The sequence below is a fragment of the Novacetimonas sp. GS1 genome, assembly GCF_036686925.1.
In the GTDB taxonomy this organism is placed as follows: Bacteria; Pseudomonadota; Alphaproteobacteria; order Acetobacterales; family Acetobacteraceae; genus Novacetimonas; species Novacetimonas hansenii.
On the sequence record NZ_VSZP01000001.1, the window covers coordinates 1,394,380 to 1,416,273 of the forward strand.

General features: G+C 60.6%; 19 protein-coding genes. 14 read left to right on the forward strand and 5 right to left on the reverse strand.

All coding sequences use genetic code 11. The features are described 5' to 3' along the window. Window positions 1-149 precede the first annotated feature (149 nt). The 11 genes from secY (at window position 150) to FYB92_RS06465 (ending at window position 8,279) form a co-directional block, all read left to right on the forward strand. Window positions 150-1,499, forward strand: coding sequence for a preprotein translocase subunit SecY (secY, locus tag FYB92_RS06415; RefSeq protein WP_332828366.1), 1,350 nt, complete (start codon window positions 150-152; stop codon window positions 1,497-1,499). Next, entirely contained in the window at window positions 1,496-2,155 is a 660-nt protein-coding gene (locus FYB92_RS06420) for an adenylate kinase (protein WP_075596051.1), read from the forward strand. Before secY ends, FYB92_RS06420 begins: the two co-directional genes overlap by 4 nt. A gap of 236 nt (window positions 2,156-2,391) precedes the next feature. Then, window positions 2,392-2,769 carry a 30S ribosomal protein S13 gene (gene rpsM / locus FYB92_RS06425; protein ID WP_003621070.1) on the forward strand — a complete coding sequence of 126 codons (378 nt, stop codon included), beginning with the start codon at window positions 2,392-2,394 and terminating at the stop codon, window positions 2,767-2,769. Between the two features lie 86 nt (window positions 2,770-2,855). Beyond that, window positions 2,856-3,248: a 30S ribosomal protein S11 gene (gene rpsK, locus FYB92_RS06430; protein ID WP_003621069.1), complete on the forward strand. Its 393-nt coding sequence runs from the start codon at window positions 2,856-2,858 to the stop codon at window positions 3,246-3,248. A gap of 133 nt (window positions 3,249-3,381) precedes the next feature. Continuing rightward, window positions 3,382-4,401 (forward strand): DNA-directed RNA polymerase subunit alpha, encoded by a 1,020-nt coding sequence (locus FYB92_RS06435; protein WP_003621068.1) that lies wholly within the window; start codon window positions 3,382-3,384, stop codon window positions 4,399-4,401. A gap of 33 nt (window positions 4,402-4,434) precedes the next feature. Further along, window positions 4,435-4,860: a 50S ribosomal protein L17 gene (rplQ, locus tag FYB92_RS06440; RefSeq protein WP_003621065.1), complete on the forward strand. Its 426-nt coding sequence runs from the start codon at window positions 4,435-4,437 to the stop codon at window positions 4,858-4,860. A 175-nt stretch (window positions 4,861-5,035) separates the two neighbouring features. Next, a complete protein-coding gene (locus FYB92_RS06445; RefSeq protein ID WP_332828367.1) occupies window positions 5,036-6,076 on the forward strand; it encodes an ABC transporter substrate-binding protein in 1,041 nt (346 codons plus the stop codon). Beyond that, complete coding sequence (locus tag FYB92_RS06450; protein ID WP_003621061.1) at window positions 6,073-6,837, forward strand: ABC transporter permease; 765 nt, start codon at window positions 6,073-6,075, stop codon at window positions 6,835-6,837. Before FYB92_RS06445 ends, FYB92_RS06450 begins: the two co-directional genes overlap by 4 nt. Before the next feature lie 3 nt (window positions 6,838-6,840). After that, entirely contained in the window at window positions 6,841-7,671 is an 831-nt protein-coding gene (locus tag FYB92_RS06455) for an ABC transporter ATP-binding protein (protein WP_003621057.1), read from the forward strand. Window positions 7,672-7,796: 125 nt separating this feature from the next. Beyond that, the gene (locus FYB92_RS06460; RefSeq protein ID WP_081254525.1) at window positions 7,797-8,012 is read left to right on the forward strand and encodes a hypothetical protein; all 216 of its coding nucleotides are present in this window, start codon (window positions 7,797-7,799) and stop codon (window positions 8,010-8,012) included. A 90-nt stretch (window positions 8,013-8,102) separates the two neighbouring features. After that, the gene (locus FYB92_RS06465) at window positions 8,103-8,279 is read left to right on the forward strand and encodes a DUF1328 domain-containing protein (RefSeq protein WP_003621054.1); all 177 of its coding nucleotides are present in this window, start codon (window positions 8,103-8,105) and stop codon (window positions 8,277-8,279) included. Window positions 8,280-8,487: 208 nt separating this feature from the next. Here FYB92_RS06465 and FYB92_RS06470 read toward each other — a convergent pair whose 3' ends face one another. From FYB92_RS06470 to FYB92_RS06490, 5 genes are all read right to left on the reverse strand, one after another. Further along, a complete protein-coding gene (locus tag FYB92_RS06470; protein WP_332828368.1) occupies window positions 8,488-10,074 on the reverse strand; it encodes an efflux transporter outer membrane subunit in 1,587 nt (528 codons plus the stop codon). 5 nt (window positions 10,075-10,079) lie between these two features. Next, entirely contained in the window at window positions 10,080-13,379 is a 3,300-nt protein-coding gene (locus FYB92_RS06475) for an efflux RND transporter permease subunit (RefSeq protein WP_003621050.1), read from the reverse strand. Next, entirely contained in the window at window positions 13,376-16,552 is a 3,177-nt protein-coding gene (locus tag FYB92_RS06480; RefSeq protein ID WP_075631762.1) for an efflux RND transporter permease subunit, read from the reverse strand. The genes FYB92_RS06475 and FYB92_RS06480 overlap by 4 nt, the downstream gene beginning before the upstream one ends. 73 nt (window positions 16,553-16,625) lie before the next feature. Then, window positions 16,626-17,846 carry an MdtA/MuxA family multidrug efflux RND transporter periplasmic adaptor subunit gene (locus FYB92_RS06485; protein ID WP_332828369.1) on the reverse strand — a complete coding sequence of 407 codons (1,221 nt, stop codon included), beginning with the start codon at window positions 17,844-17,846 and terminating at the stop codon, window positions 16,626-16,628. Window positions 17,847-18,034: 188 nt separating this feature from the next. Continuing rightward, window positions 18,035-19,495: an MFS transporter gene (locus FYB92_RS06490; RefSeq protein WP_332828370.1), complete on the reverse strand. Its 1,461-nt coding sequence runs from the start codon at window positions 19,493-19,495 to the stop codon at window positions 18,035-18,037. Between the two features lie 115 nt (window positions 19,496-19,610). Between FYB92_RS06490 and FYB92_RS06495 the strand changes: the two genes are divergently transcribed. The 3 genes from FYB92_RS06495 to FYB92_RS06505 all read left to right on the forward strand — a co-directional run bounded on the left by FYB92_RS06495 (window position 19,611) and on the right by FYB92_RS06505 (window position 21,892). Continuing rightward, the gene (locus tag FYB92_RS06495) at window positions 19,611-19,913 is read left to right on the forward strand and encodes a CsbD family protein (RefSeq protein WP_003621041.1); all 303 of its coding nucleotides are present in this window, start codon (window positions 19,611-19,613) and stop codon (window positions 19,911-19,913) included. 160 nt (window positions 19,914-20,073) lie between these two features. Next, complete coding sequence (locus FYB92_RS06500; protein ID WP_075625015.1) at window positions 20,074-20,775, forward strand: ribonuclease HII; 702 nt, start codon at window positions 20,074-20,076, stop codon at window positions 20,773-20,775. Between the two features lie 7 nt (window positions 20,776-20,782). After that, window positions 20,783-21,892, forward strand: coding sequence for a site-specific DNA-methyltransferase (locus tag FYB92_RS06505; protein ID WP_040510948.1), 1,110 nt, complete (start codon window positions 20,783-20,785; stop codon window positions 21,890-21,892). Window positions 21,893-21,894 lie beyond the last annotated feature (2 nt).

Genomic DNA, 21,894 nt, shown 5'->3' on the forward strand with positions numbered 1-21,894 from the left:
GGGACTGTTCCATCTCCCCCATACCAGAATAATGAAAGCGATGCGTCTTGCACTCTGCAGGCGCATCGCTTTATTATTTTTAACAGGTTTTTATCATGACAGCGTCCCGCTTTAATGTGGTGACGCTGTTCTTGTGAAAGGATGGGCGCATGGCCTCCGCGGCCGAACAGCTGGCTGCCAATCTGAATTTCAATTCGTTTGCCAATGCAACGGAATTGAAAAAGCGCATCTGGTTTACTCTGGGCGCGCTGATCGTTTATCGGATTGGCACCTATATTCCAGTTCCTGGCGTCGATGCGACGGTTATGGGGCAACTGCTGGCCCGGCATCAGGGTGGTATTCTGGGCATGTTCGACATGTTCACGAGTGGTGCGCTTGGGCGTATGACCGTGTTCGCATTGAATATCATGCCCTACATCAGTGCATCCATCATTGTGCAGTTGATGTCGGCAGCAATCCCGTCGCTGGAGGCCCTCAAGAAAGAGGGTGAAGGTGGGCGTCGCAAGCTGAACGAATATACGCGCTATCTGACGGTCGCGATTGCGTTGTTCCAGGCCTATGGGATTGCCATCGGGCTGGAGAATATGCACACAGAAGCCGGATCGGCGGTCATTTCCCCGGGCATGTTCTTTATTGTTTCGTGTGTGCTGACGCTGGTGGGCGGCACGATGTTCCTGATGTGGTTGGGCGAGCAGATTACGTCGCGCGGCGTGGGGAACGGGATTTCCCTGATTATCTTCGCCGGTATCGTGGCGAACCTGCCCAATGCGTTGGCAAGCCTGTTCCAGCTTGGCTATACCGGGGCGCTTTCACCATTCTTCGTGCTGGTATTCCTCGCCCTTGCGGCGATTACGATTGCCTTCATCGTATTCATGGAACTGGCGCAGCGGCGTGTGGTGATCCAGTATCCCAAACGTCAGGTTGGACAGCGGATGTTTGGTGGCGACTCCACGCATATGCCGCTGAAGGTCAATACTGCGGGCTCGATTCCGCCGATCTTCGCCTCGTCCGTCCTGCTTATTCCCGTGACGATCGCGGGCTTTATGAACAATAGCGCCCTTCCGGGGTGGCTGTCGTTCCTGGGGCAGTCATTGGGGCAGGGACAGCCGCTTTATATGCTGTTCTATGCTGCCATGATCGTGTTCTTTTCCTATTTTTATGCGGCTGTAACGTTCAATCCGCAGGAAACGGCGGAAAATCTGCGCAAGCAGGGGGGCTTTGTCCCGGGCATCCGTCCAGGGGCGAATACAGCAGTCTTCTTTGACCGGATATTGACGCGCATTACGACAATCGGTGCGATGTATCTGGTGGCGGTCTGTCTGCTGCCGCAAATCCTGATCAGCCATTATAATGTGCCGTTCTATTTCGGTGGGACCAGCCTGATTATCATTGTGACGGTGACAATCGATACGGTTACGCAGATCCAGTCCCATCTCGTTGCGCATCAGTATCAAGGGCTTATGCGCAAGGCGCGTGGCAGGAAGGGTAAATTCCGGTGAATATAATTTTTCTTGGGCCGCCGGGGGCCGGAAAAGGGACCCAGTCGAAACTGCTGGAGGCCCATTACGGGATCGCGCAGATTTCCACGGGCGATATGCTGCGCGCGGAAGTCGCGGCGGACAGCCCGCTGGGCAAGAAGGTGAAGAGCGTCATGGCATCGGGGCAGTTGGTGCCCGATGACCTGATCATCGCCCTGATTGAGGCGCGTATCGTCCGTCCGGACTGCGCCCGTGGGTTTATCCTTGATGGATTCCCCCGGACGCGTGCCCAGGCCGAAGCACTCGATTCCATGTTGAAGAAGACAGGTCGCCATATCGACCTCGTTCTTCTGCTTGATGTGGATGAGGATGCGTTGGCTGATCGGATTGCAGGACGTTTTACCTGCGCCAAATGTGGTGAGGGGTATAATGACCTGTACAAGCGGCCCAGGGTCGAAGGTACATGTGATGTCTGTGGTGGGCACGATTTTGTGCGCCGTGAGGATGATCGCAGGGAAACCGTGGCGGCACGCCTGAAGGCATACCGCGAGCAGACAGCGCCAATCCTGCCATATTATGAGGGGCATGGACGTCTGTGCCGCATTGATGGCATGGCGGATATCGACGATGTGACGAAGCAGGTCTTTGCTGCTGTCGATGGTATCACGAAAAAGTGATGCAGAATAATTGACTTGGATGGGCTGGCGGGTATATTCCGCGCCCTCAAGGTATGAGTGCCGCGTGAGTCGTTGATCGGCCACGCAGCACTGGTATGACCAACTGGAATTGATGATGGGGTTGGCCGGTTTTATCCGGTATGTTCACGGCGCTCCGGGTTGTAACCCGATGGCGTGAAGCAGCCCTGCCGAAATGTGAGTGCCCGTCGCGGACGGGCGGACGAGGAGTAAGTGGCGTGGCGCGTATTGCCGGCGTGAACATCCCAACGAACAAGCGGGTAACGATTGCCCTGCGTTATATCTATGGTATCGGGGCGACGAAGGCCCAGACGATCTGTGACAAGCTTTCGATCCCCGGCGAACGCCGCGTGAACGAACTGTCCGATGACGAGATCGTCAAGATCCGTGAACTGATCGACAACGACTATCGCGTGGAAGGTGATCTTCGTCGTGAAGTCGCGATGAACATCAAGCGCCTGATGGACCTTGGCTGCTATCGCGGCCTGCGCCATCGTCGGGGCCTGCCGGTTCATGGCCAGCGGACACATACCAACGCCCGTACCCGCAAGGGGAAGGCGGTTGCGATCGCAGGCAAGAAGAAGGCAGCCCGCTAAAACGGGCGCCTTGATATGCCTGGACATAACAGCCCCGCACGGGGCGTTGTGGCCAGGCCCAATGAACTGACAGGATCTAGAAGATTATGGCGAAAGCTGCGGCACCGCGTATTCGTAAGAAAGAGCGGAAGAATATCATTTCCGGGGTGGCACATGTGCTGTCCACCTTCAATAATACGATGATCACCATCTCCGATGCGCAGGGTAATGCGATTGCATGGTCGTCCGCTGGTGCGCAGGGCTTCAAGGGGTCGCGTAAATCGACACCTTATGCCGCCCAGGTTGCTGCCGAGGATGCGGGCCGCAAGGCACGTGAGCATGGGATGGAGACGCTTGAGATCGAAGTGTCCGGTCCTGGTTCGGGGCGTGAAAGCGCGCTGCGCGCCCTGCAGGCGGTTGGCTTCTCCATCACGGCCATCCGTGACATGACGCCGGTTCCCCATAACGGATGCCGTCCGCGCAAGCGTCGCCGCGTCTGATCCGGGAAATCGAATTCGCTTCTTCCTGTTCCGTCACCTGACGGGGCGGGAGGATCTGATTGTCATCAGGCACCCGGTGTGGGTGCCATCTGTTGTCTTTGTGACGGCAGATCAGTCTTGAAAGGCCATTACCTTGGTCCTCCAGAAAAACTGGCAATCCCTGATCAAGCCGGAAAAACTGGAAGTTGAACCGGGGGCAGAACCGTCGCGCACGGCGACTGTCGTTGCGGAACCGCTGGAACGTGGTTTTGGCATGACGCTCGGCAATGCGATCCGTCGCGTTCTGCTGTCCTCCCTGCAGGGGGCCGCGGTTACGGCGATCCAGATTGACGGCGTTCTGCACGAGTTCTCTTCTGTTGCGGGTGTGCGTGAGGATGTCACCGACATCGTCCTGAACATCAAGCAGCTTGCCCTGCGGATGCATGGCGAAGGCCCCAAGCGCATGGTCCTGACCGCCACCGGTCCGGGTGAGGTGCGTGCAGGCCAGATCCAGACCGGCCATGATATTGAGGTGATGAACCCTGATCTCGTGATCTGCACGCTTGATGAAGGCGTGAAGTTCGGGATGGAGTTCACCGTCAACATGGGCAAGGGATATGTTCCTGCTGCGGCCAACCGGCCCGAGGACGCACCGATCGGCCTTATCCCCATTGATGCGATCTACTCCCCGGTGCGTCGCGTTTCCTACAAGGTCGAGCAGACCCGCGTGGGACAGGTGACGGATTATGACCGCCTGCTGCTGACGGTGGAAACCAACGGTGCGGTGACGCCCGAGGATTCGGTGGCTCTGGCCGCACGTATCCTTCAGGACCAGTTGCAGTTGTTCATCAACTTTGATGAACCCCGTGCGGTCCGCACCGAGGAACCGCAGGACGACCTGCCGTTCAATCGCAACCTTCTGCGCAAGGTTGACGAGCTTGAACTGTCGGTTCGCAGCGCGAACTGCCTCAAGAACGACAACATCGTCTATATTGGCGATCTGGTTCAGAAGACAGAGCAGGAAATGCTCCGTACCCCGAATTTCGGGCGGAAGTCTCTGAACGAAATCAAGGAAGTCCTGACCGCCATGGGGCTTTCGCTGGGTATGAACGTTCCGGCATGGCCGCCGGAGAACATTGAAGATCTGGCCAAGAGGCTCGACGAGCCGTTCTGATCCTCTGAACCGGAAAGACAGGAAGACTACATCATGCGTCACGGTGTTGCTGGCCGGAAGCTCGGCGTTACCTCGTCCCATCGACAGGCCATGTTTCGGAACATGGCCGTCGCCCTGATCAAGCACGAACAGATCACGACCACCTTGCCCAAGGCAAAGGAACTGCGTCCGGTCGTCGAAAAGCTGATCACCCTTGGCAAGCGGGGCAACCTGCATGCCCGTCGGCAGGCCTTTGCGCAGCTTCGTGACGATGTGATCGTGACGAAACTGTTCTCGGCCGTGGCTGAACGTTACAAGGCCCGCTCTGGTGGTTATACCCGCGTCCTGCGCGCTGGTATGCGCCATGGCGATGCGGCCGACATGGCTGTGATCGAACTGGTTGATCGCGACGTGACGGCCAAGGGCAAGGATAGCGGTCCGCGTCCTTCGACCGAAGGTAAGGAAGACCTGGCGGCCTGATCGCCACGGGATCTCCTGAAAAAGCCCGGCTTCGGCCGGGCTTTTTTTATGCCATGCCTGGATATGTCCCATATTATGCGTTGTCTCAGGTTTATTTCCTGATTCGCATCGTCTAATGAATGGTGGTACGAATTAATAACGATTAAGTTCCGGTAATTTTTCGGGAATGCGCGCGATGGCACGGTCTATGTTTTCACGTTTTGGAACGTATGTTTTTGCTGCGGTCATGGCCTTGTGCACGCAGGCATATGCTGCCCCGACGGTGCGTGTCGGCTATATTCCCGTTCTGGGCTCTGCGCCGCTGTTTGTCATGGATGGCAGGCATTGGCTGAAGGATGCGGGTATCGACATGCAGTTGATCCGTTTCCAGTCAGGCCCCCAGGCGATTCAGGCGCTTGCTGCGGGCAAGATTGATGCCTACGTGGCCGGGGTGCTGCCCTTGTTGCAGGCGCGGGCGCATGGTGTGAACGTAAAGGTGGTCGCCAGCGCCGCGATCGAAGAACTTGAAGTCATGGCAAACGGTCCGCTGGCGCAGGGCCTGCCCGAAACGGCGTCCCAACCAATGGAAGGGGCTGCGTTAAAGCAGCGGTTTGACGATTTCGCCCGGACCAATGGTCGCAAGGCCAAGATCGGGGCGCAGCCTCTTGGCTCCGTCCCGGATTCCATGCTGCGTTACTGGCTGAAGGCCCGCAACGATCTTGATCCTGCGCAGGTGGCGGAAATCGTGGGGGTGGATCTTGATGCAGAACAGCAGGCGTTCCTTGCCGGTGCCGTGGATGCGGCCGTTCTGCGGGAGCCGACATTGACACTTGTGCGCCATCGCCTGCCACAGGCCCGTATCCTTGCCACCGGGCATGACATGATGCCGGGCCAGCCGGGATCGGTGCTTGCGATCCTGAACGAGGATGCACCCGATCGCGCGGAATGGAAGGACAAGTTCCTTGCGGCATTCGTGCGGGCGACCGACCTGCTGTCACATTCGCCAGACGAGGCCGTTCCCTATGTCAGGAGCGCCCTGGCCGGTGGGATGCTTCCACAGGCAATCGTTCAGGAATCCCTGAGGGCGTCGGCATCGCATTACGTGTCCGATCCCTCCATCATTGTCGACTCTGTCTCCAAATTGCAGGATTTTGAGGTCCAGAATGGCCTTCTGCATACGGCGCAGCCCGTGGCGGACCTGTTCGATCTGAAAAGCTACCGGCGTTTGGGGAAATGAAGCCTGACCGGAAATCACTGATCCGCCTTGGCCTGGGGGCTGTGGGGCTGGGACTGCTGTTTGGTGTATGGGAGGCAGTGGTCCGGTTGGGCTGGGTGCCCGCCGGACTGTTACCCGCCCCATCTTCACTAGGGCCAGCATGGCTGGATGAAGTGCGAAATGGGGCATGGCAGACGGCCATCCGCGACAGCCTGACGCATTATCTTCTTGGCCTTGTGATCGGGACGGTGCTGGGGGCGCTGGTGGGCCTGCTGTGCGGTGCAGTCGGGGCGCTTGATGCATTGCTGGCGGGGGTGGTGCGTGTCCTGCGCCCGATACCGGGGTTGGCCTGGGTGCCGTTTGCGATCCTGTGGTTCGGATTGAATACCGCCGGTGCTACGTTTGTCATTGCGATTTCGGTTTTCTGGATCAATTTCTATGCCGCCTATGGCGCGGTGCAGTCGATCGACCCGGACCTGTATGAAGTGGCGGCCGCCTTTGGTCATGGCGGGTTCGCCGGACGTTTGATGAAGGTTGTGCTGCCTGCATCCGCGCCGGGTCTGCTTGCCGGGTTGCGTACGGGGCTGGGGCAGGCATGGATGTCGGTTGTGGCGGCGGAACTGTTTGGCGTGCCGGGTATCGGTGCGCGCATGATGCAGGCATCAAGCCTGCTGGCGACGGATCTGGTCGTCGTCTATATGCTGACGATGGCGTTGTTGTACGCGTTGACGGACATGCTGTTCATGGTGGTGCGCAGGCGGCTTCTGGGCTGGCAGGGATAGAAGATGGACATGGCGATGCCCGAAACCGGGACCCGCAGTGACAGTTCGACTGATAACACGATGGTCCGCCTGTCCGATATCGGCCTGTCCCATGACAGGGGCAGGAGCTTCGTTCTGCGTGGTGTTGACCTTGACATTGACAAGGGGCAGTTCGTGGCCCTGCTGGGGCCATCAGGCGTGGGGAAATCCACCCTGTTGCGTGTCATCATGGGCCTGACCCCACCAAGTGAGGGAACAGTCACCCTGACAGCCCCGGAATCCCCACTGGGACGATCGACCGCACTGGTGTTTCAGGATGCGAAACTGATGCCATGGCGCACCGTGCGACAGAATGTCGAACTGGGGCTGGAGGGGATCGGCCTGTCGCGGGCGGATCGCCACGCGCGTGCGCTGGCGTCGCTGGAGCTGGTAGGGCTGGCGGACAGGGCGGATCGCTGGCCACGACAGTTATCCGGTGGACAGCGTCAGCGCGTCGGTGTCGCCCGCGCCCTGACGGTGGAACCTGACCTGTTGCTGATGGATGAGCCCTTTGGTGCGCTGGATGCCATTACGCGCAGTGGCCTTCAGGATGAATTGCTTCGGATTTGGGCACAGACGCACAAGACGGTCCTGTTTGTCACACATGACATTGACGAAGCCCTGATCCTTGCCGACCGGATTATTGTCCTGTCGGGGCACCCGGCTTCTGTCCGGGGGGATTTCATGGTGGGGCCGCGCCCTCGTGACCGTTCTTCTCCCGCGCTTCAGGCGCTTGTCGAACGGCTGAAGGCCCTGATCGCCGGGGAACCTGATCCCGGGGAACGGCCGGCATATTGGCAGGCTTCCGAAATCTGAATTCCGCCATCATGATGGACAGGGCGCGATGTCCCCGACATGATGGGGATATATGACCCGGCCATGGGGCAGGGTGTCGCATGATGCATCAGGCCCCACGGATGACCGGCAAGGGAGTAATTGGAATGAATGAATTCGAAGCGCAACTGGAAGAAGGCGTTGGCCGGTTGCAGGATGATGCCAATGGATGGTCGTCTGGCGCCCCGCGTGTTGGCGGCGCAGGGGGGCTGGGCGGTGTATGCGACACCGTGCGTGACCTGACGGCGGATCGTCCGCTGTTCGCGCTGCTTGGGGCCTCATTCGTGGCGTTTGTCGCAACATTGATGTGGCGTCGGCGTTAATTGCGACGTGCGGCATACATGATGTTCGGGGCAACTCTGGATCATGGTGCCGCGTTTCAGTAATCGTATGGGGAAACAGGGTTTTATATCATGCTGAAACTGGCGTTGTTTTTTCTTGTCGTCTCGCTGGTTGCCGGGGTGTTCGGGTTTAGCGGTATTTCCGCCGTTTCGGCAGGGATGGCCAAAGTCCTGCTCTTCATCGCGGTCCTGGGCTTTGTCATCGTGGTGGTGCTGTGTGTCCTGCTGGCACGCGCGATGTTCAACTAGACGTATGTTGTAAATAATAAAAGTTTTTGACGGTCTTCATGTCGTGGCCTGGATATCAGTGCGGTCAGCGTCCTGCCAGTGGCAGGGGATGACCCAACCGTCGTAAAAGGCATCTCCCCTGTTTCAAGGGCGATGCCCGGCAGTTTCCCGGCTCTTGTTGCCGGGCTGCGCGTTCCAGAGGGTCCCCGGCCTGAGCCGGGGGCCTTTTTTACTGGTTCTTGTCCTTTTGGATAAAGGACGGCAGGAACGGGTTATCCTTCTGCAAGGACGCCTTTGTCGGCAGGCGTGACACATCCCATCCACCGCCCAGTGCCTCGACAAGGCTCACGCTGTCCACCACGCGCTGTTGCTGGATGGACAGCACGTTTTCCGCATCGCTTAGAGCCGAGGTCTCGTTGGTGATGACGGTCGTATAGATCTCGGTACCGGCCTTGTACTGGTTCAGGGCCACTTCCACCGAACGATTGGCGAATTCCAGCGCCTTTTGCTGCTGTTCCTGCTGCTGCGCCAGAATACGCAGGTTTGACAGGCTGTCTTCTGTCGATTGCAGCGCCGTCAGCACTGTCTGGCGATAGGTGGCGACAGCCGCGTCATATTGTGCATTCGCTTCATGCACGGCGGCAGTGCGCGACCCACCGGAAAACAGGGTTTCCGTTGCCGCAGCCCCCAGTGACCAGATGCGATTGGCCGCACTCATCAATGATGTGACAGGGTCGCCGCCACTCTGCTCAAAACTGGCGGTGATGGTGATGTCGGGGAAGAAGGCGGCGATGTCCACACCGATCTGGGCATTATATTCCTCCATCGCGCGTTCGGCTGACGCAATGTCGGGACGGCGTTGCAGCAGGTCGGCGGGAACCGTAACCGGAATGGGCGGGATGGTGCGGGTCAGTTCACCCGCCGCGATGGTCAGGTCGGCAGGTGGCTTGCCAATCAGGACGGCGATCGCATGTTCGTACTGTGCGCGGGCCACGCCTGTCTGCACCAGTGCGGCGCGGTTCTGTTCCAGTGTGGTGCGCGCCTGAAGCACGGCGGTCGGATCAGCAGTGCCCGCGTCATATTGGTTCTGCGTGATCTGCAACGCCTGTTCATTGAAACGGACATAGCGTTCGAGCAGGTCGTGCAGGGAATCCTGATAACGCAGGTTGAAATACGCCGTCGCCAACTGTGCCTGATAGGACAGGGTGGCATTGGCAAGGTCCGCGGCGCTGGCCTGTGCTGTCGTAACCTGCTGCTGGATCTGGCGACGGATCTTGCCCCACACATCCAGATCCCAACTGGCGGAGGGGCCGATGTCATAGGTGTTGTACTGGCTCTTGCCATACAGCGAACTTCCCGATGACGACAGTGATCCCGCCCCGTGCGCGTTACGGTTAAAGCCAAGGCTGCCGCTGATGGTGGGGAAAAGCTGCGCGCGCACACTGTCGATCATGGCGCGTGCGCTGCGGTAGTTCGCCTCGTATTCCTTGACGTTCTGGTTGGAGACAGCCACCTGTGATTCCAGCCCGTTCAGGATCGGGTCGTTATAGATGGTCCACCAGTCATGCTTGGGCAGGCTGGCCATCTGCGGGGCTGCGCGTTCCCATCCGGGCGCGGGTTGCAGTTCCTTGAATCGTGCGGACACGATGGCGGAGGGACGGTGATAGTTCGGTCCGACCATGCATCCGCCCAGCAGGGCCGCGGGCAATGCCAGCGGCAGGAGCCGCCAGAGTGCGCGTCGCGCCCGCGCCCGGTTGCGGGGAAGCGGCGTGCGGGACGGCGGGCAGGTAAGGGGGGATGGCCTGGAGTGTGTCATCCGGGTCAGGAATCCTGTTTGGAAAGGTTGGGCCGCGATGTGGAAATGCCGGAAGTCAGACGACGATAACGGTCCCGGCATGATGCGCCAAGGCGGTCAAGGTAAAGATAGACAACTGGCGTGGTGTAGAGCGTCAGGGCCTGGCTGACGAGCAGGCCGCCCACGATGGCAATGCCCAGTGGCCGACGCAGTTCGGACCCGTATCCATGGCCAAAGATCAGCGGCAGCGCGCCAAGGGCGGCGGCGAACGTGGTCATCATGATGGGGCGAAAGCGCATCAGGCAGGCTGTACGGATCGCATCATGGGGTGACATTGCGTCTTCGCGCTCTGCCGTGATGGCGAAATCCACCAGCATGATGGCGTTTTTCTTGACGATTCCGATCAGCAGGATCACCCCGATCATCGCAATCAGCGAAAACTCCTCCCCGAACATCTGCAACGCCAGCAGCGCGCCCACGCCCGCCGATGGCAGGGTGGACAGGATGGTAAAGGGATGGACATAGCTTTCATACAGGATGCCCAGCGTCATATAGACGGCTGCCAGCGCCGCAAGAATCAGCAGCGGTTCATTATTGACCGATTTCTGGAACTGCGCCGCATTCCCGGCAAAGCTGCCCTGGATATTGGCGGGCATGTGCAGGCGGACCATTTCCTCCTGCATGATCTGCACCGCCTGGCTGAGCGATGTGCCGTTGGTGAGGTTGAACGAAACGGTGGTCGCGACCGACTGTCCCTGATGATTGACACTCAGCGCGGTCAGCACCGGCTTTGGCGTCGAAACCAATGTCAGGGGCACCATCGTTTCCGAATTCGTGGACACCGCGGAACCCGATGACGTGCTGCTGCCCCCCGCCAGCCTGTTGGCGATCTGGTTGCGAAAGGACTGCGAACTCAGTGTGGATTGGGTCGTGCTGGTACTGCTGCTGACACGGATGGTGTTCGATACGGTCCCACCACCGGCACTGCCGCCCGCGACGCTGACCCACACCTGCTTGAGCGTCGTGGGATCCTGCCAAAAGCGTGGCTGGACCTCCATCACGACGCGATATTGGTTGAGCGGGTTATAGATGACCGAGGCCGCACGCTGGCCATAGGCGTCATACAGCGTGTTGGAGATCAACTGCGGCGTGATGTTGACTCGGCTGGAGGTGTCACGGTCAATCGAAACCTCCAGCGCGTCGCCGCCCTGCTGCACATCGGAGGAGATGTCCATCAGTTCGTGATGGCGTTGCAGCGCCGTGACCAGCCGGGGTGTCCATTCATACAGGTCGGCTGATGAATCCGACTGAAGCGAATATTGGTAGGCCGCATTGCTCTGGCGTCCCCCGATACGCAGGGTGCCCGGTGCGGTAGCATAGAAACGTGCCCCCACCATGTTGCGCAGGCGATGGTTGATGCGCGCGATGGTCGTCGCCGGCGGATCGTTGCGTTCGGACTTGTCCTTGAGCATCACGAACAGGTTGGCCTGGTTGGATGAACCACGCCCCCCCATGAACCCCATAACGCGGGAGACGTCGCGATCGGCCATGATCGCTTGTTGTACCGTATCGATCTTGCCCTGCATCGCCTGGAACGAAATCGACTGATCCCCCATCAGGCGTCCCATCAGCATCCCTGTATCGGAATCGGGGAACAGGCCCTTGGGCATTTTCATGAACAAGGCCGCCATCAGCATGATCGTCAGCGGCAGCGACATGACCGTCAGCCGGCGATGGGCCAGCGCAATATCAAGCGTACGGGCATAAAATTGCTGCAACCCGACCAGGCCACGTTCCAGCAGGTTCGATATGCGGCCCAGAATGCCGGTTGTAGGGGGCTTTTCCCCCTCCCGCGACAGCACGCGCGCCGTGATCATGGGGGTCAGTGTCAGGGACAGGATCATGGAAATCACGATCGTCACCGACATGGTCATCGCAAATTCATGGAACAGGCGCCCCGCCACCCCATCCAGCAGCAGGATCGGCAGGAACACGGCGATCAGTGATACCGTGATCGATATGACCGTGAATGCGACCTCGCGCGCGCCCAGCAGGGTGGCCTGCATCCGGCCCATGCCAGCCTCCAGATGGCGACTGATGTTTTCCACCACCACGATCGCATCATCCACCACAAACCCTGTGGAGACCGTCAGCGCCATGAGCGAGAGATTATCGAGCGAGTAGCCAAGGAATTTCATCGCCGCGAACGTTGCGATGATGGAGGTGGGCACGACAATCGCGGGCACGATGGTGATGCGCCACGACCGTAGGAAGACCAGCACCACCAGCACCACCAGCACGACAGACAGGACCAGCGTGAACTGCGTATCCTCCAGCGCCGCGCGGATGGTGGTCGAACGGTCCATCAGGTTCGCCAGACCGACATCGGCAGGCAGGGCCGTGCGCAGGGCGGGGATTTCCGCGCGGATCTGGTCGTTGGTGCGGATGATGTTCGCCCCGGCCTGCGCATAGATGATCGCCAGTACCGCATGCTGCCGGTTGACGTACCCCGCGTTGCGCACGTCCTCCACCCCATCCACGACATAGGCCACATCCGCCAGGCGCACGGGGCGGCTGTCGTGATAGGCGACGATCAGGTCGCGATAGGCCTGCGCATTATGCACCTGATCGTTGGTTGAAAGGGTATAGCGGTAATTGCCATGGTCGATGAACCCCTTGGGCGTGTGCGCATTGGCCGATGCCAGCGCCGCACGCACGTCCTCGAACCCGATGCCGAATTTGTATAACGCAAGCGGATTCATCTCCACCCGCACCGCAGGCAGCGAACTTCCGCCGACCTCGACCTCTCCCACGCCGCTGATCTGCGACAGATGCTGTTGCAGGACGTTGGAGGCAAGGTCGTAAAGCTGTGGCGCCGTGCGTGTGTTCGATGTCAGCGCAAGGATCATGATCGGTGCGCCGTTGGGGTTGGCCTTGAAATAGCTGGGATTCTGCCGCAACGAGGTCGGCAGGTCAGCATGCGCCGCCTGTAACGCGGCTTCGACGTCGCGGGCCGCGCCGTTGATGTCGCGCGACAACGCGAACTGCAACGTGATGCGTGCCTGATTGGCGGAGGATTGCGAGGTCATCTCCGTCAGGTCCGCGATCTGCCCGAGGTGACGCTCCAGCGGGGCTGCGACCGAACTTGCAATTTCCTCCGGCGTGCCGCCTGGCTGGCGCGCCTGTACCTGGATGACAGGGAAATCCACGTTCGGCAGGTCGGCCACCGGCAATGTCATATACCCGATGACCCCGCCAATCAGCAGGGCAACCGTCAGCAGGGTCGTGGCGACCGGCCGCCTGACGAACAGGGCAATCGGATTCACGAGGGCGCCTGCGTCGGGTCGGTGGTGCGTGGTGCTGTGTCTTCATCCATGGAGAAACGCCTGCGCAGGCGCAGGCTGATGCGGTCCATGAACAGGTAGATGACCGGCGTGGTGAACAGTGTCAGCAACTGGCTGACCAGCAGGCCGCCGACAATCGCGATACCCAGCGGGCGACGCAGTTCGGACCCGGTGCCGGTGCCGATCACCATCGGGATTGCACCCAGCATCGCCGCCAGCGTCGTCATCAGGATGGGGCGGAAACGCAGCAGCGCCGCATGGCGGATCGAATGCAGGGGGGACATCCCCTCGATCCGTTCGGCCTCCAGCGCGAAATCGATCATCATGATCGCGTTTTTCTTGACGATGCCGATCAGCAGCACCAGCCCGATGATCCCCATGATGTCCAGGCCCGATCCCGTGACCAGCAGCGCCAGCAGCGCACCGATCCCGGCCGAGGGCAGGGTGGACAGGATGGTGATCGGGTGGATGAAGCTTTCATACAGGATGCCCAGCACGATATAGACCGCCGCCAGTGCGGCCAGTACCAGCCATGCCTCGTTCGACAGGGAGTTGCGGAATGCCGCCGCCGTGCCCTGGAACGATGTCTGGAAGGTGGAGGGCAGGTGGATGTCATGCTCCGCCTTTTCGATCGCGTTCGTGGCGCTGCCCAGGGAATAGCCCGGCGTGACATTGAAGGAGATCGTGGTTGCCGGGAACTGCCCCACATGCGTGATCAGCAGCGGAGCCGTATCCTGCGTAACGGAGGTGACGGACGCCAGCGGCACCAGGCCCGATGTGGGCGAACGCGTCGGCCCGGACGTGCTTTCGCCCGAATTGCCGCTGATGCCCGGCAGATACATCTGATCCAGCGATGTCAGGCTGGTCTGGAACCGGGGATCGGCCTCCAGAATCACGCGATACTGGTTCGACTGCGTGAAGATGGTGGAAATCTGGCGCTGACCGAATGAGTCATACAGCACATTGTCGATCGTCTGCGGCGTGATGGAATATCGTGCGCCCGTGGTACGGTCCAGCGTGACATGCGCAACCAGCCCCGCCGCCTGCAGGTCGGACGTCACATCCGACAGGGCGGGTTCCTTGCGCAGGCGATCGAGGAATTTCGGCACCCAGCTTGTAAACTGGTTGTAATCGGGATTTTCCAGCAGGAACTGGTACTGCGTCGCCGCCACGGACGTATCAAGCGACAGGTCCTGCACAGGTTGCAGATACAGGCTGGCGCCCGCGATGTCCGCGGTTTCACGCTGGATCCGGCTGGCGATGGTGCTGGCGTTGTCGCTGCGTTTGTCCTGCGGGCGCAGGTTGATCAGGAAACGCCCCTGGTTCAGGGTCACGTTCTGCCCGTCCACGCCCACGAACGACGACAGGCTGGTCACGTCGGGATCGCTCAGGATACGCGCGGCCAGTTCCTGCTGGTGCTGCTTCATCGCGTCGAACGATGTGGATTGCGCCATCACGGAAATGCCCTGGATGACGCCGGTATCCTGCGTGGGGAAGAAGCCCTTGGGGATGACGACCGCAAGTACCCCGGTCAGGCCAAGCGTCACGACAAAAACCCCAAGCATCAGCCGCTGATGGCGCAGCACGACGTCAAGGGCATGGCCATAGGCGGCGATGGTGGCGACCATCGCGCGTTCCACATGCATCGCCCATGCGGCTTCCTTGCGGTTTTCCTGCTTTTCCGACAGCAGGCGCGCGCACATCATCGGCACAAGCGTCAGTGACACCACGGCCGACAGGATGATGGTGACTGCCAGCGTGACCGCAAATTCGTGGAATAGGCGTCCCACCACGTCGCCCATGAACAGCAGCGGGATCAGCACCGCAATCAGCGACACGGTCAGCGAGATGATGGTAAAACCGATTTCCCCCGCGCCCTTCAGCGCGGCGGTCATACGGTCATCGCCCATTTCGATGTAGCGGGCGATGTTTTCGATCATGACGATGGCGTCATCCACGACAAAGCCGGTCGCGATCGTCAGCGCCATCAGCGAGAGGTTGTCGAGCGAAAAGCCCAGCAGGTACATCGCCGCCAGCGTTCCCACCAGTGACAGCGGTACAGACAGGCTGGGAATGATGGTCGCGGGCACGTTGCGCAGGAAGATGAAGATCACCCCAACCACAAGGAACAGCGCAAGCCCGAGTTCGAACTCCACATCCTCCACCGAGGCGCGGATCGTCGTGGTGCGGTCCGTCAGCGGCGTGATGGTGATGCCCGGCGGCAGGGATTGCTGCAGGTGGGGCAGGGCGTATTTGATGTTATCCACAACAGAGATGACGTTCGCGCCAGGCTGGCGCTGCACATTGAGAACAAGGGCAGGTGTCTTGTTCGCCCATGCCGCAAGTTCCGTGTTCTCCGGCCCGATCACCACGCTTGCGACATCGCGGATGCGCACCGGCCCGCTGTTCTGATAGGCGATGACCTGGTTAAGGAGTTCATCCACGCCCGCGATCTGCCCGTCGATGCGCAGGGTTGTCGCGCGCTGCGGCCCATCGAATGTGCCGGTGGGGGAATTGACGTTCACATTGCCGATCGTCGTGCGCAGTGTATCGAGGTCAATGCCGAACGACGTCAGTTTCGGGATATTGACCCGCACACGGATCGCCTTGCGGTTGCCACCCGACAGGGTGACAAGCCCGACCCCCGAAATCTGGCTGATCTTCTGCGCCAGACGGGTGTCGATATAATCCTCCACTTCCGTCAGGGGCATCGTCTTTGACGTGATGCCCAGCGTCAGGACGGGGGTATCTGCGGGATTGACCTTGGCATAGACGGGGGGCGCGGGCAGGTCGGTCGGCAGCAGGGAATTGGCCTGGTTGATCGACGCCTGAACCTCCTGTTCCGCGATGTCCATCGTCATCGTCAGGCCAAAGCGCAGCGTGATGACCGAGGCCCCCCCGGATGACTGCGATGTCATCTGGTCCAGTCCCGACATTTCCCCGAACTGTGTCTCCAGCGGCGCTGTAACCGATGTGGCCATCACATCGGGGCTCGCCCCCGGATAGAAGGTCTGTACCGTGATGGTCGGATATTCGACCTCTGGCAGGGCAGAGACAGGCAGGAAGTGATAGCCCAGCATGCCCGCCAGCATGATGGCGAGCATGAGCAGCGTGGTCGCGACCGGGCGCTGGATAAACAGGCGGGAGGGATTCACGCGGGCGTCTCCGTCAGGGGCGGGGCGATGGGCGGCGGGGACATGGCGGTTCGGGCCATGGGCGCGGGCAGGATCATCCCTGTTTTGACGCGGGCGTGGCGGCGGTGGCGGGGGTTTCGGCCGGAATGCTGACCTTTATGCCGCTGCGCAGGTGATCGACGCCATCAGTCACGACGGTTTCGCCATCCTTCAGGCCGGACGTCACGACCGTCATGCTGTCATTGGCATGGCCGGTCTTTACATCGCGGACATCGACGGTGTGGTCTTCTTTTACGACATACACGAACTGCCCGTTGGGGCCGGTCTGCAATGCATTGGTCGGCACCAGCAGTACGCCATGTTCCGTCATGACCATCAGGTGCGCATTGACGAACTGGTTGGGGAACAGCGTTTCTTCGTTGTTGGGGAAGATGGCGCGCATGCGCACCGTCCCGGTCGAGGTGTCGATCTGGCTGTCAAGCACACTGACCTGCCCGTCGGCGATCTTGTGCTGGTTGCTGCTGTCCCATGCCTCCACCGCCAGCGCCGTGCCTTCATGCAGGCGCTGGGCCACCGGGCCGATATTGTTTTCAGGCAGGGTAAAGATAACGGAAATCGGCTGCATCTGCGTCAGGATGACCAGGCCGTTTGTCTGGCCCGCCGTGATATAATTGCCCGCATCGACCTGGCGGATACCCACCCTGCCATCCACCGGTGCGATGATGTGGCAGTATGCGATCTGGAGCTTTTCGTTATCCACCTGCGCCTGATCTGATTTGACCGTGCCTTCGTACTGTTCGACCAGGAACTGCTGGTCCTTTGCCGTCATGGCGGCCACGCTGTTTTGCCGGATCAGGGTCTGGTAACGTGCATTGTCCACCCGCGCCTTCTGCAACAGCGCCTCATCCTGTGCGAGCTGCCCCTCATATTGGGCCAAAAGCACGTCATAAGGGCGCGTGTCGATCAGCGCGAGCAGGTCGCCCTTGTGGACATGTTGCCCCTCGGTAAACAGGACTTTCATCAGGTAGCCGTCGATGCGCGACTGCACCGTCACGTTGGTGATGGGCACGACCGTCCCGAGTTCCGTCAGCACGAAGGGCATGTCGCCCGCATGCACGGTTGCGACGGCCACGGGTTGTGGGGCGTTGTTCGCGTTATGCTTTTTCCCGCTGCCGCCATGGGGGCGCAGGAACGCAACCCCGAGCATGACGCCAAGCACCCCGATACCGCCCCATACAAGCAGACGCCTGCGCCGGGGAGTGGGCCTGCGGTTCGTGGGGGACGGGGATGACGGGGACTGGTTCGGGGTATCCATGTTCAGGTCAGTTTTCCACCGCAGGTTGCGTCACGTTGATCAGGTGGCTGGTGGCTTGCCAGCCCACCGGCACGGGCTTGAAGAAGGTAACTTTGAAATGACAGGGGCATAAAGTATTGGAATGTAACGTCTCGATTAAGGGTCTTTTCGTTATAAAGGCGAATGTTTCAGTGTCGATTTAATTTTTGTTATACTTTGGGGGCAGGTTGCCCCATTTCGTGTGTATGTCCGCTGATTTCCGACCCGGCGCGCGGCGACAGGCGCGCCAGCAGCAGCGACGCCGGTGCCGCAAGGACCCCCATCGTCATGAATGCCGCGCTGAAGGTCGCAGCGGTGGCGTCCGCCGCCCCGGCAGGGGAAAATGCCATGCGGCTGAGTGACAGCACACCTGCCGAGACACATATCCCCAGCGACAGGCTCATCTGCTGGGCCGTGGAATAAAAGCTTGTCGCCGCGCTCATGCGTTCGGTGGGCATGTCGGCATAGGCGATGGTGTTGTATCCCGTGAACTGCAACGCCTGCGACATGCCCAGCAGCAGCATCGTCACCACAAGTATCCATAATGGCCATTGCGCGCCGACCATGGCAAGGAAGCAGCACGTGGCGGGCAGGACCCAGGCATTGAACGCCAGAATGTTGCGAAACCCCCACCGGCGATACACCCGCACCGCCAGCACCCGCACAAGCAGCGCGCCAACAGGAGCGACAAAGGTGAGCATACCGCTGCGCGCCGCGCTGAGGCCGAATTCGAGCTGAAGGAAGGAGGGGAGCAGGAAACCGATCGCCCCGGTCGCAAGGCGGGTGAACATCCCCGCGCAGATCGACACGCGAAATGTCGTAACCCGCCACAGTGACAGGTCCAGCACGGGATGCGCCACATGGCGCGCATGGCGGGCATAGGCCACAAGCCCCGCGATTCCGACCACGCACAGGCCAGCCATCCCGGGCAGGGAGACCTGCCCATGGCTTGACAGTTCCACCCCAAGCATCAGCGCAGCCAGCCCGACACCCGACAGCATGATGCCGCGCATGTCGAAGGGGATGATTTCAGGTGCGCGGATCTGCGGGATGAAGATGTGTGTCAGTACGATGGCCGCCAGCCCGACGGGAATGTTAATATAGAAGATCCAGCGCCATGACAGGTAGGTCGTCAGCACGCCACCGACCACAGGCCCGATCATCGGCCCAAGCGTCGCGGGCAGCATCATCCAGAACATTGCCCCGATCAGCGCGGATTTCGGAACATTCTGCAAGATGACCAGCCGTCCCACCGGCACCATCATCGCCCCGCCCATGCCCTGCAGCATGCGTGCGGCGGCAAGCGACCACAGCCCCGGCGCCATGCTGCACAGGAGGGAGCCCGCCATGAAGACGACAATCGCCGATTGCAGGACGCGCCGGCCGCCGAAACGGTCCGCGACCGGGCCGGAGGCGGGAATGAAGATCGCAAGGCTGAGCATGTAGGACGTCAGGGCGACGGCGGTCTGTGCCACATCGACGCCAAAGGTGCGCGCCATGGTCGGCAGCGCGGTCGTCAGGACCGTGCCATCCATCTGTTCCATGAACAATGTGCTGGCGACGATCATCGCGACAATACGCCGCCGCGATGGCGGGATCGCATAGGAAGGTGGGGGCTGGGTCGTCGGCATGGCGGTCGGCATTGAACGCATTATGGTGCAAGATAGGCAACAGCCCAAGGGAACGTGCTTTCGGGCGATGCGTTGAATCTTGGAAATACACCACAAGGATGCAGGAGCATTGAAGATGGCCGATAACAAGAGTGAAGCACTTGAAAACAAGGCAGAAGGCTTGGTGGAACAGGGCATCGGCCGCGTCAAGGACGCCGTGGGGGGCCTGACGGGGGATGCAGGCCTGCAGGCGGAAGGCAAAGTCGATCAACTGTCCGGCATGGCGCGGCAGGAATTCGCCGAACTGTATGAAGAAACCGAGGGGAAGCTTGAAAAAGCCGTGACGTTCGTGCGCGAACGCCCGCTGACGTCGCTGGGTATCGCCGCAGCCATCGGGACGCTGCTTGCGCTGCTGTTTGTCCCCCGCCGCAAAAGCTGAGGGAAGCTGTCGAGTCGCTTTTTTTTCATTTTAAGGGACTCGTTGATTCCAGAGCATCTTGCGCAACAGTACTTAAAAATGGTTTTCATCCTTTCAGAACGGAATTCGCATGCGAATCGGGCTGTGGCAGCACGGTTCGCAGCGAGTCGGGAAGGGGTGGATGCCAGATTACACACGCGAGAAGGCACATGGCGGCAGGGTCGCGGGCGTGGACGAGGTCGGTCGCGGCCCGCTTGCGGGCCCTGTCGTGGCCGCCGCCGTCATGTTCACGCACGGCGTGCCCGACGACCTCGCTTCCCGCCTTGACGACTCCAAAAAACTTCGGCCCGCCGCGCGTCTGCGTGCCTTTGCCGACCTTCGGGCGCTGCCTTCTGTCCTGATTGGCGTGGCTGCGGCCTCCGTCACGGAAATCGAACGCCACAATATCCTGCGTGCCGCCCATATCGCGATGCAGCGCGCGGTCGCGCGCCTGCCCCAACGTCCCGACCTTGTGCTGGTTGATGGCAATGCCACGCCGGATTTTGGCTGCGCCACGCAATGCGTGGTGGGCGGGGATTCAAAAAGCCTGTCGATCGCGGCGGCCTCCATCGTGGCGAAGGTCATCCGTGACCGCCTGATGGAACGCCTGTCGGTACGCTGGCCCGGCTATGGCTGGGAACGTAATGCCGGTTATGGCACCGCGGCCCATCGCGCGGCGCTGTGCGCCGTGGGGGTTACGCCACATCATCGTGCCGCGTTCGGCACGGTGCGCGCGCTGGCCGGTATGTCGGCACCCCCGCCCAGAAGCCGATCACAATCCCAATCCGTGGCTTGCCCCCCGGCCCCACTTACCCCCAAGAATGCGGAGCAGCCATCATGCTGACAAACTCATGAGCGGTGCAGTCATGATGGAACTGCCGCTGGACCAGATCCTGCGCGGCGACTGCGTGGAAATGATGCAGACCCTGCCTGCCGGGTCGATCGACTGTGTCTTTGCCGATCCCCCCTATAACCTGCAATTACGCGGGGAGCTGCGTCGCCCTGACGACAGCATCGTCGATGGCGTCGATGATGACTGGGACAAATTTGCGGACCTGCAGGCCTATGACCGCTTCACCCGCGCCTGGCTGAGCGAGGCGCGGCGCGTCCTGCGCAAGGACGGGACGATCTGGGTGATCGGGTCCTATCACAACATCTTTCGCATCGGCGCAATCCTGCAGGATCTGGGGTTTTGGATCCTTAATGATGTGATCTGGCGCAAATCCAACCCGATGCCCAATTTCCGGGGGCGGCGCTTTACCAATGCGCATGAAACCCTGATCTGGGCGGCACGTGGTCCCGACAGTCGCTATCGCTTCAATTACCAGGCGATGAAGGCGCTTAATGACGATGTGCAGATGCGCTCGGACTGGTACCTTCCGCTCTGCACGGGGGGGGAGCGGCTGCGCAATGAACATGGGCTGAAACTGCATCCGACACAAAAGCCCGAAAGCCTGCTGCATCGCGTGCTGATTGCGTCCACCAATGTTGATGACGTGGTGCTTGACCCCTTTACCGGCACTGGCACCACGCCCGCGATGGCGCGCAGGCTGCGGCGGCGCTTTATCGGTATCGAACGCCACCCCGATTATGCCGAGGCGGCGATTGGCCGTGCCCGGCGTGAAAAGCCCGTACCACTCGACAGTGTGCTGACCACGCCCGCACGGCGTGAATGCCCACGTATTCCGTTCGGTACACTGGTTGAACGCGCGATATTGCCGCCGGGCACGGTCCTGATGGACCGGCAGAAGCGCGTGTCCGCCACCGTGGCCCCCGATGGCACCCTGATCAGCGGAGGTCATCGCGGGTCCATTCACAAGCTGGGGGCAACCCTGACGAACGCGCCATCATGCAACGGCTGGACCTTCTGGCATTTCGAACGTGCAGGGGTGTTGCAGCCGCTGGATATCCTGCGCAATGAACTGCGCGCGGAACAGGGGGCGGAGCAGGCCCGGGCGTAATC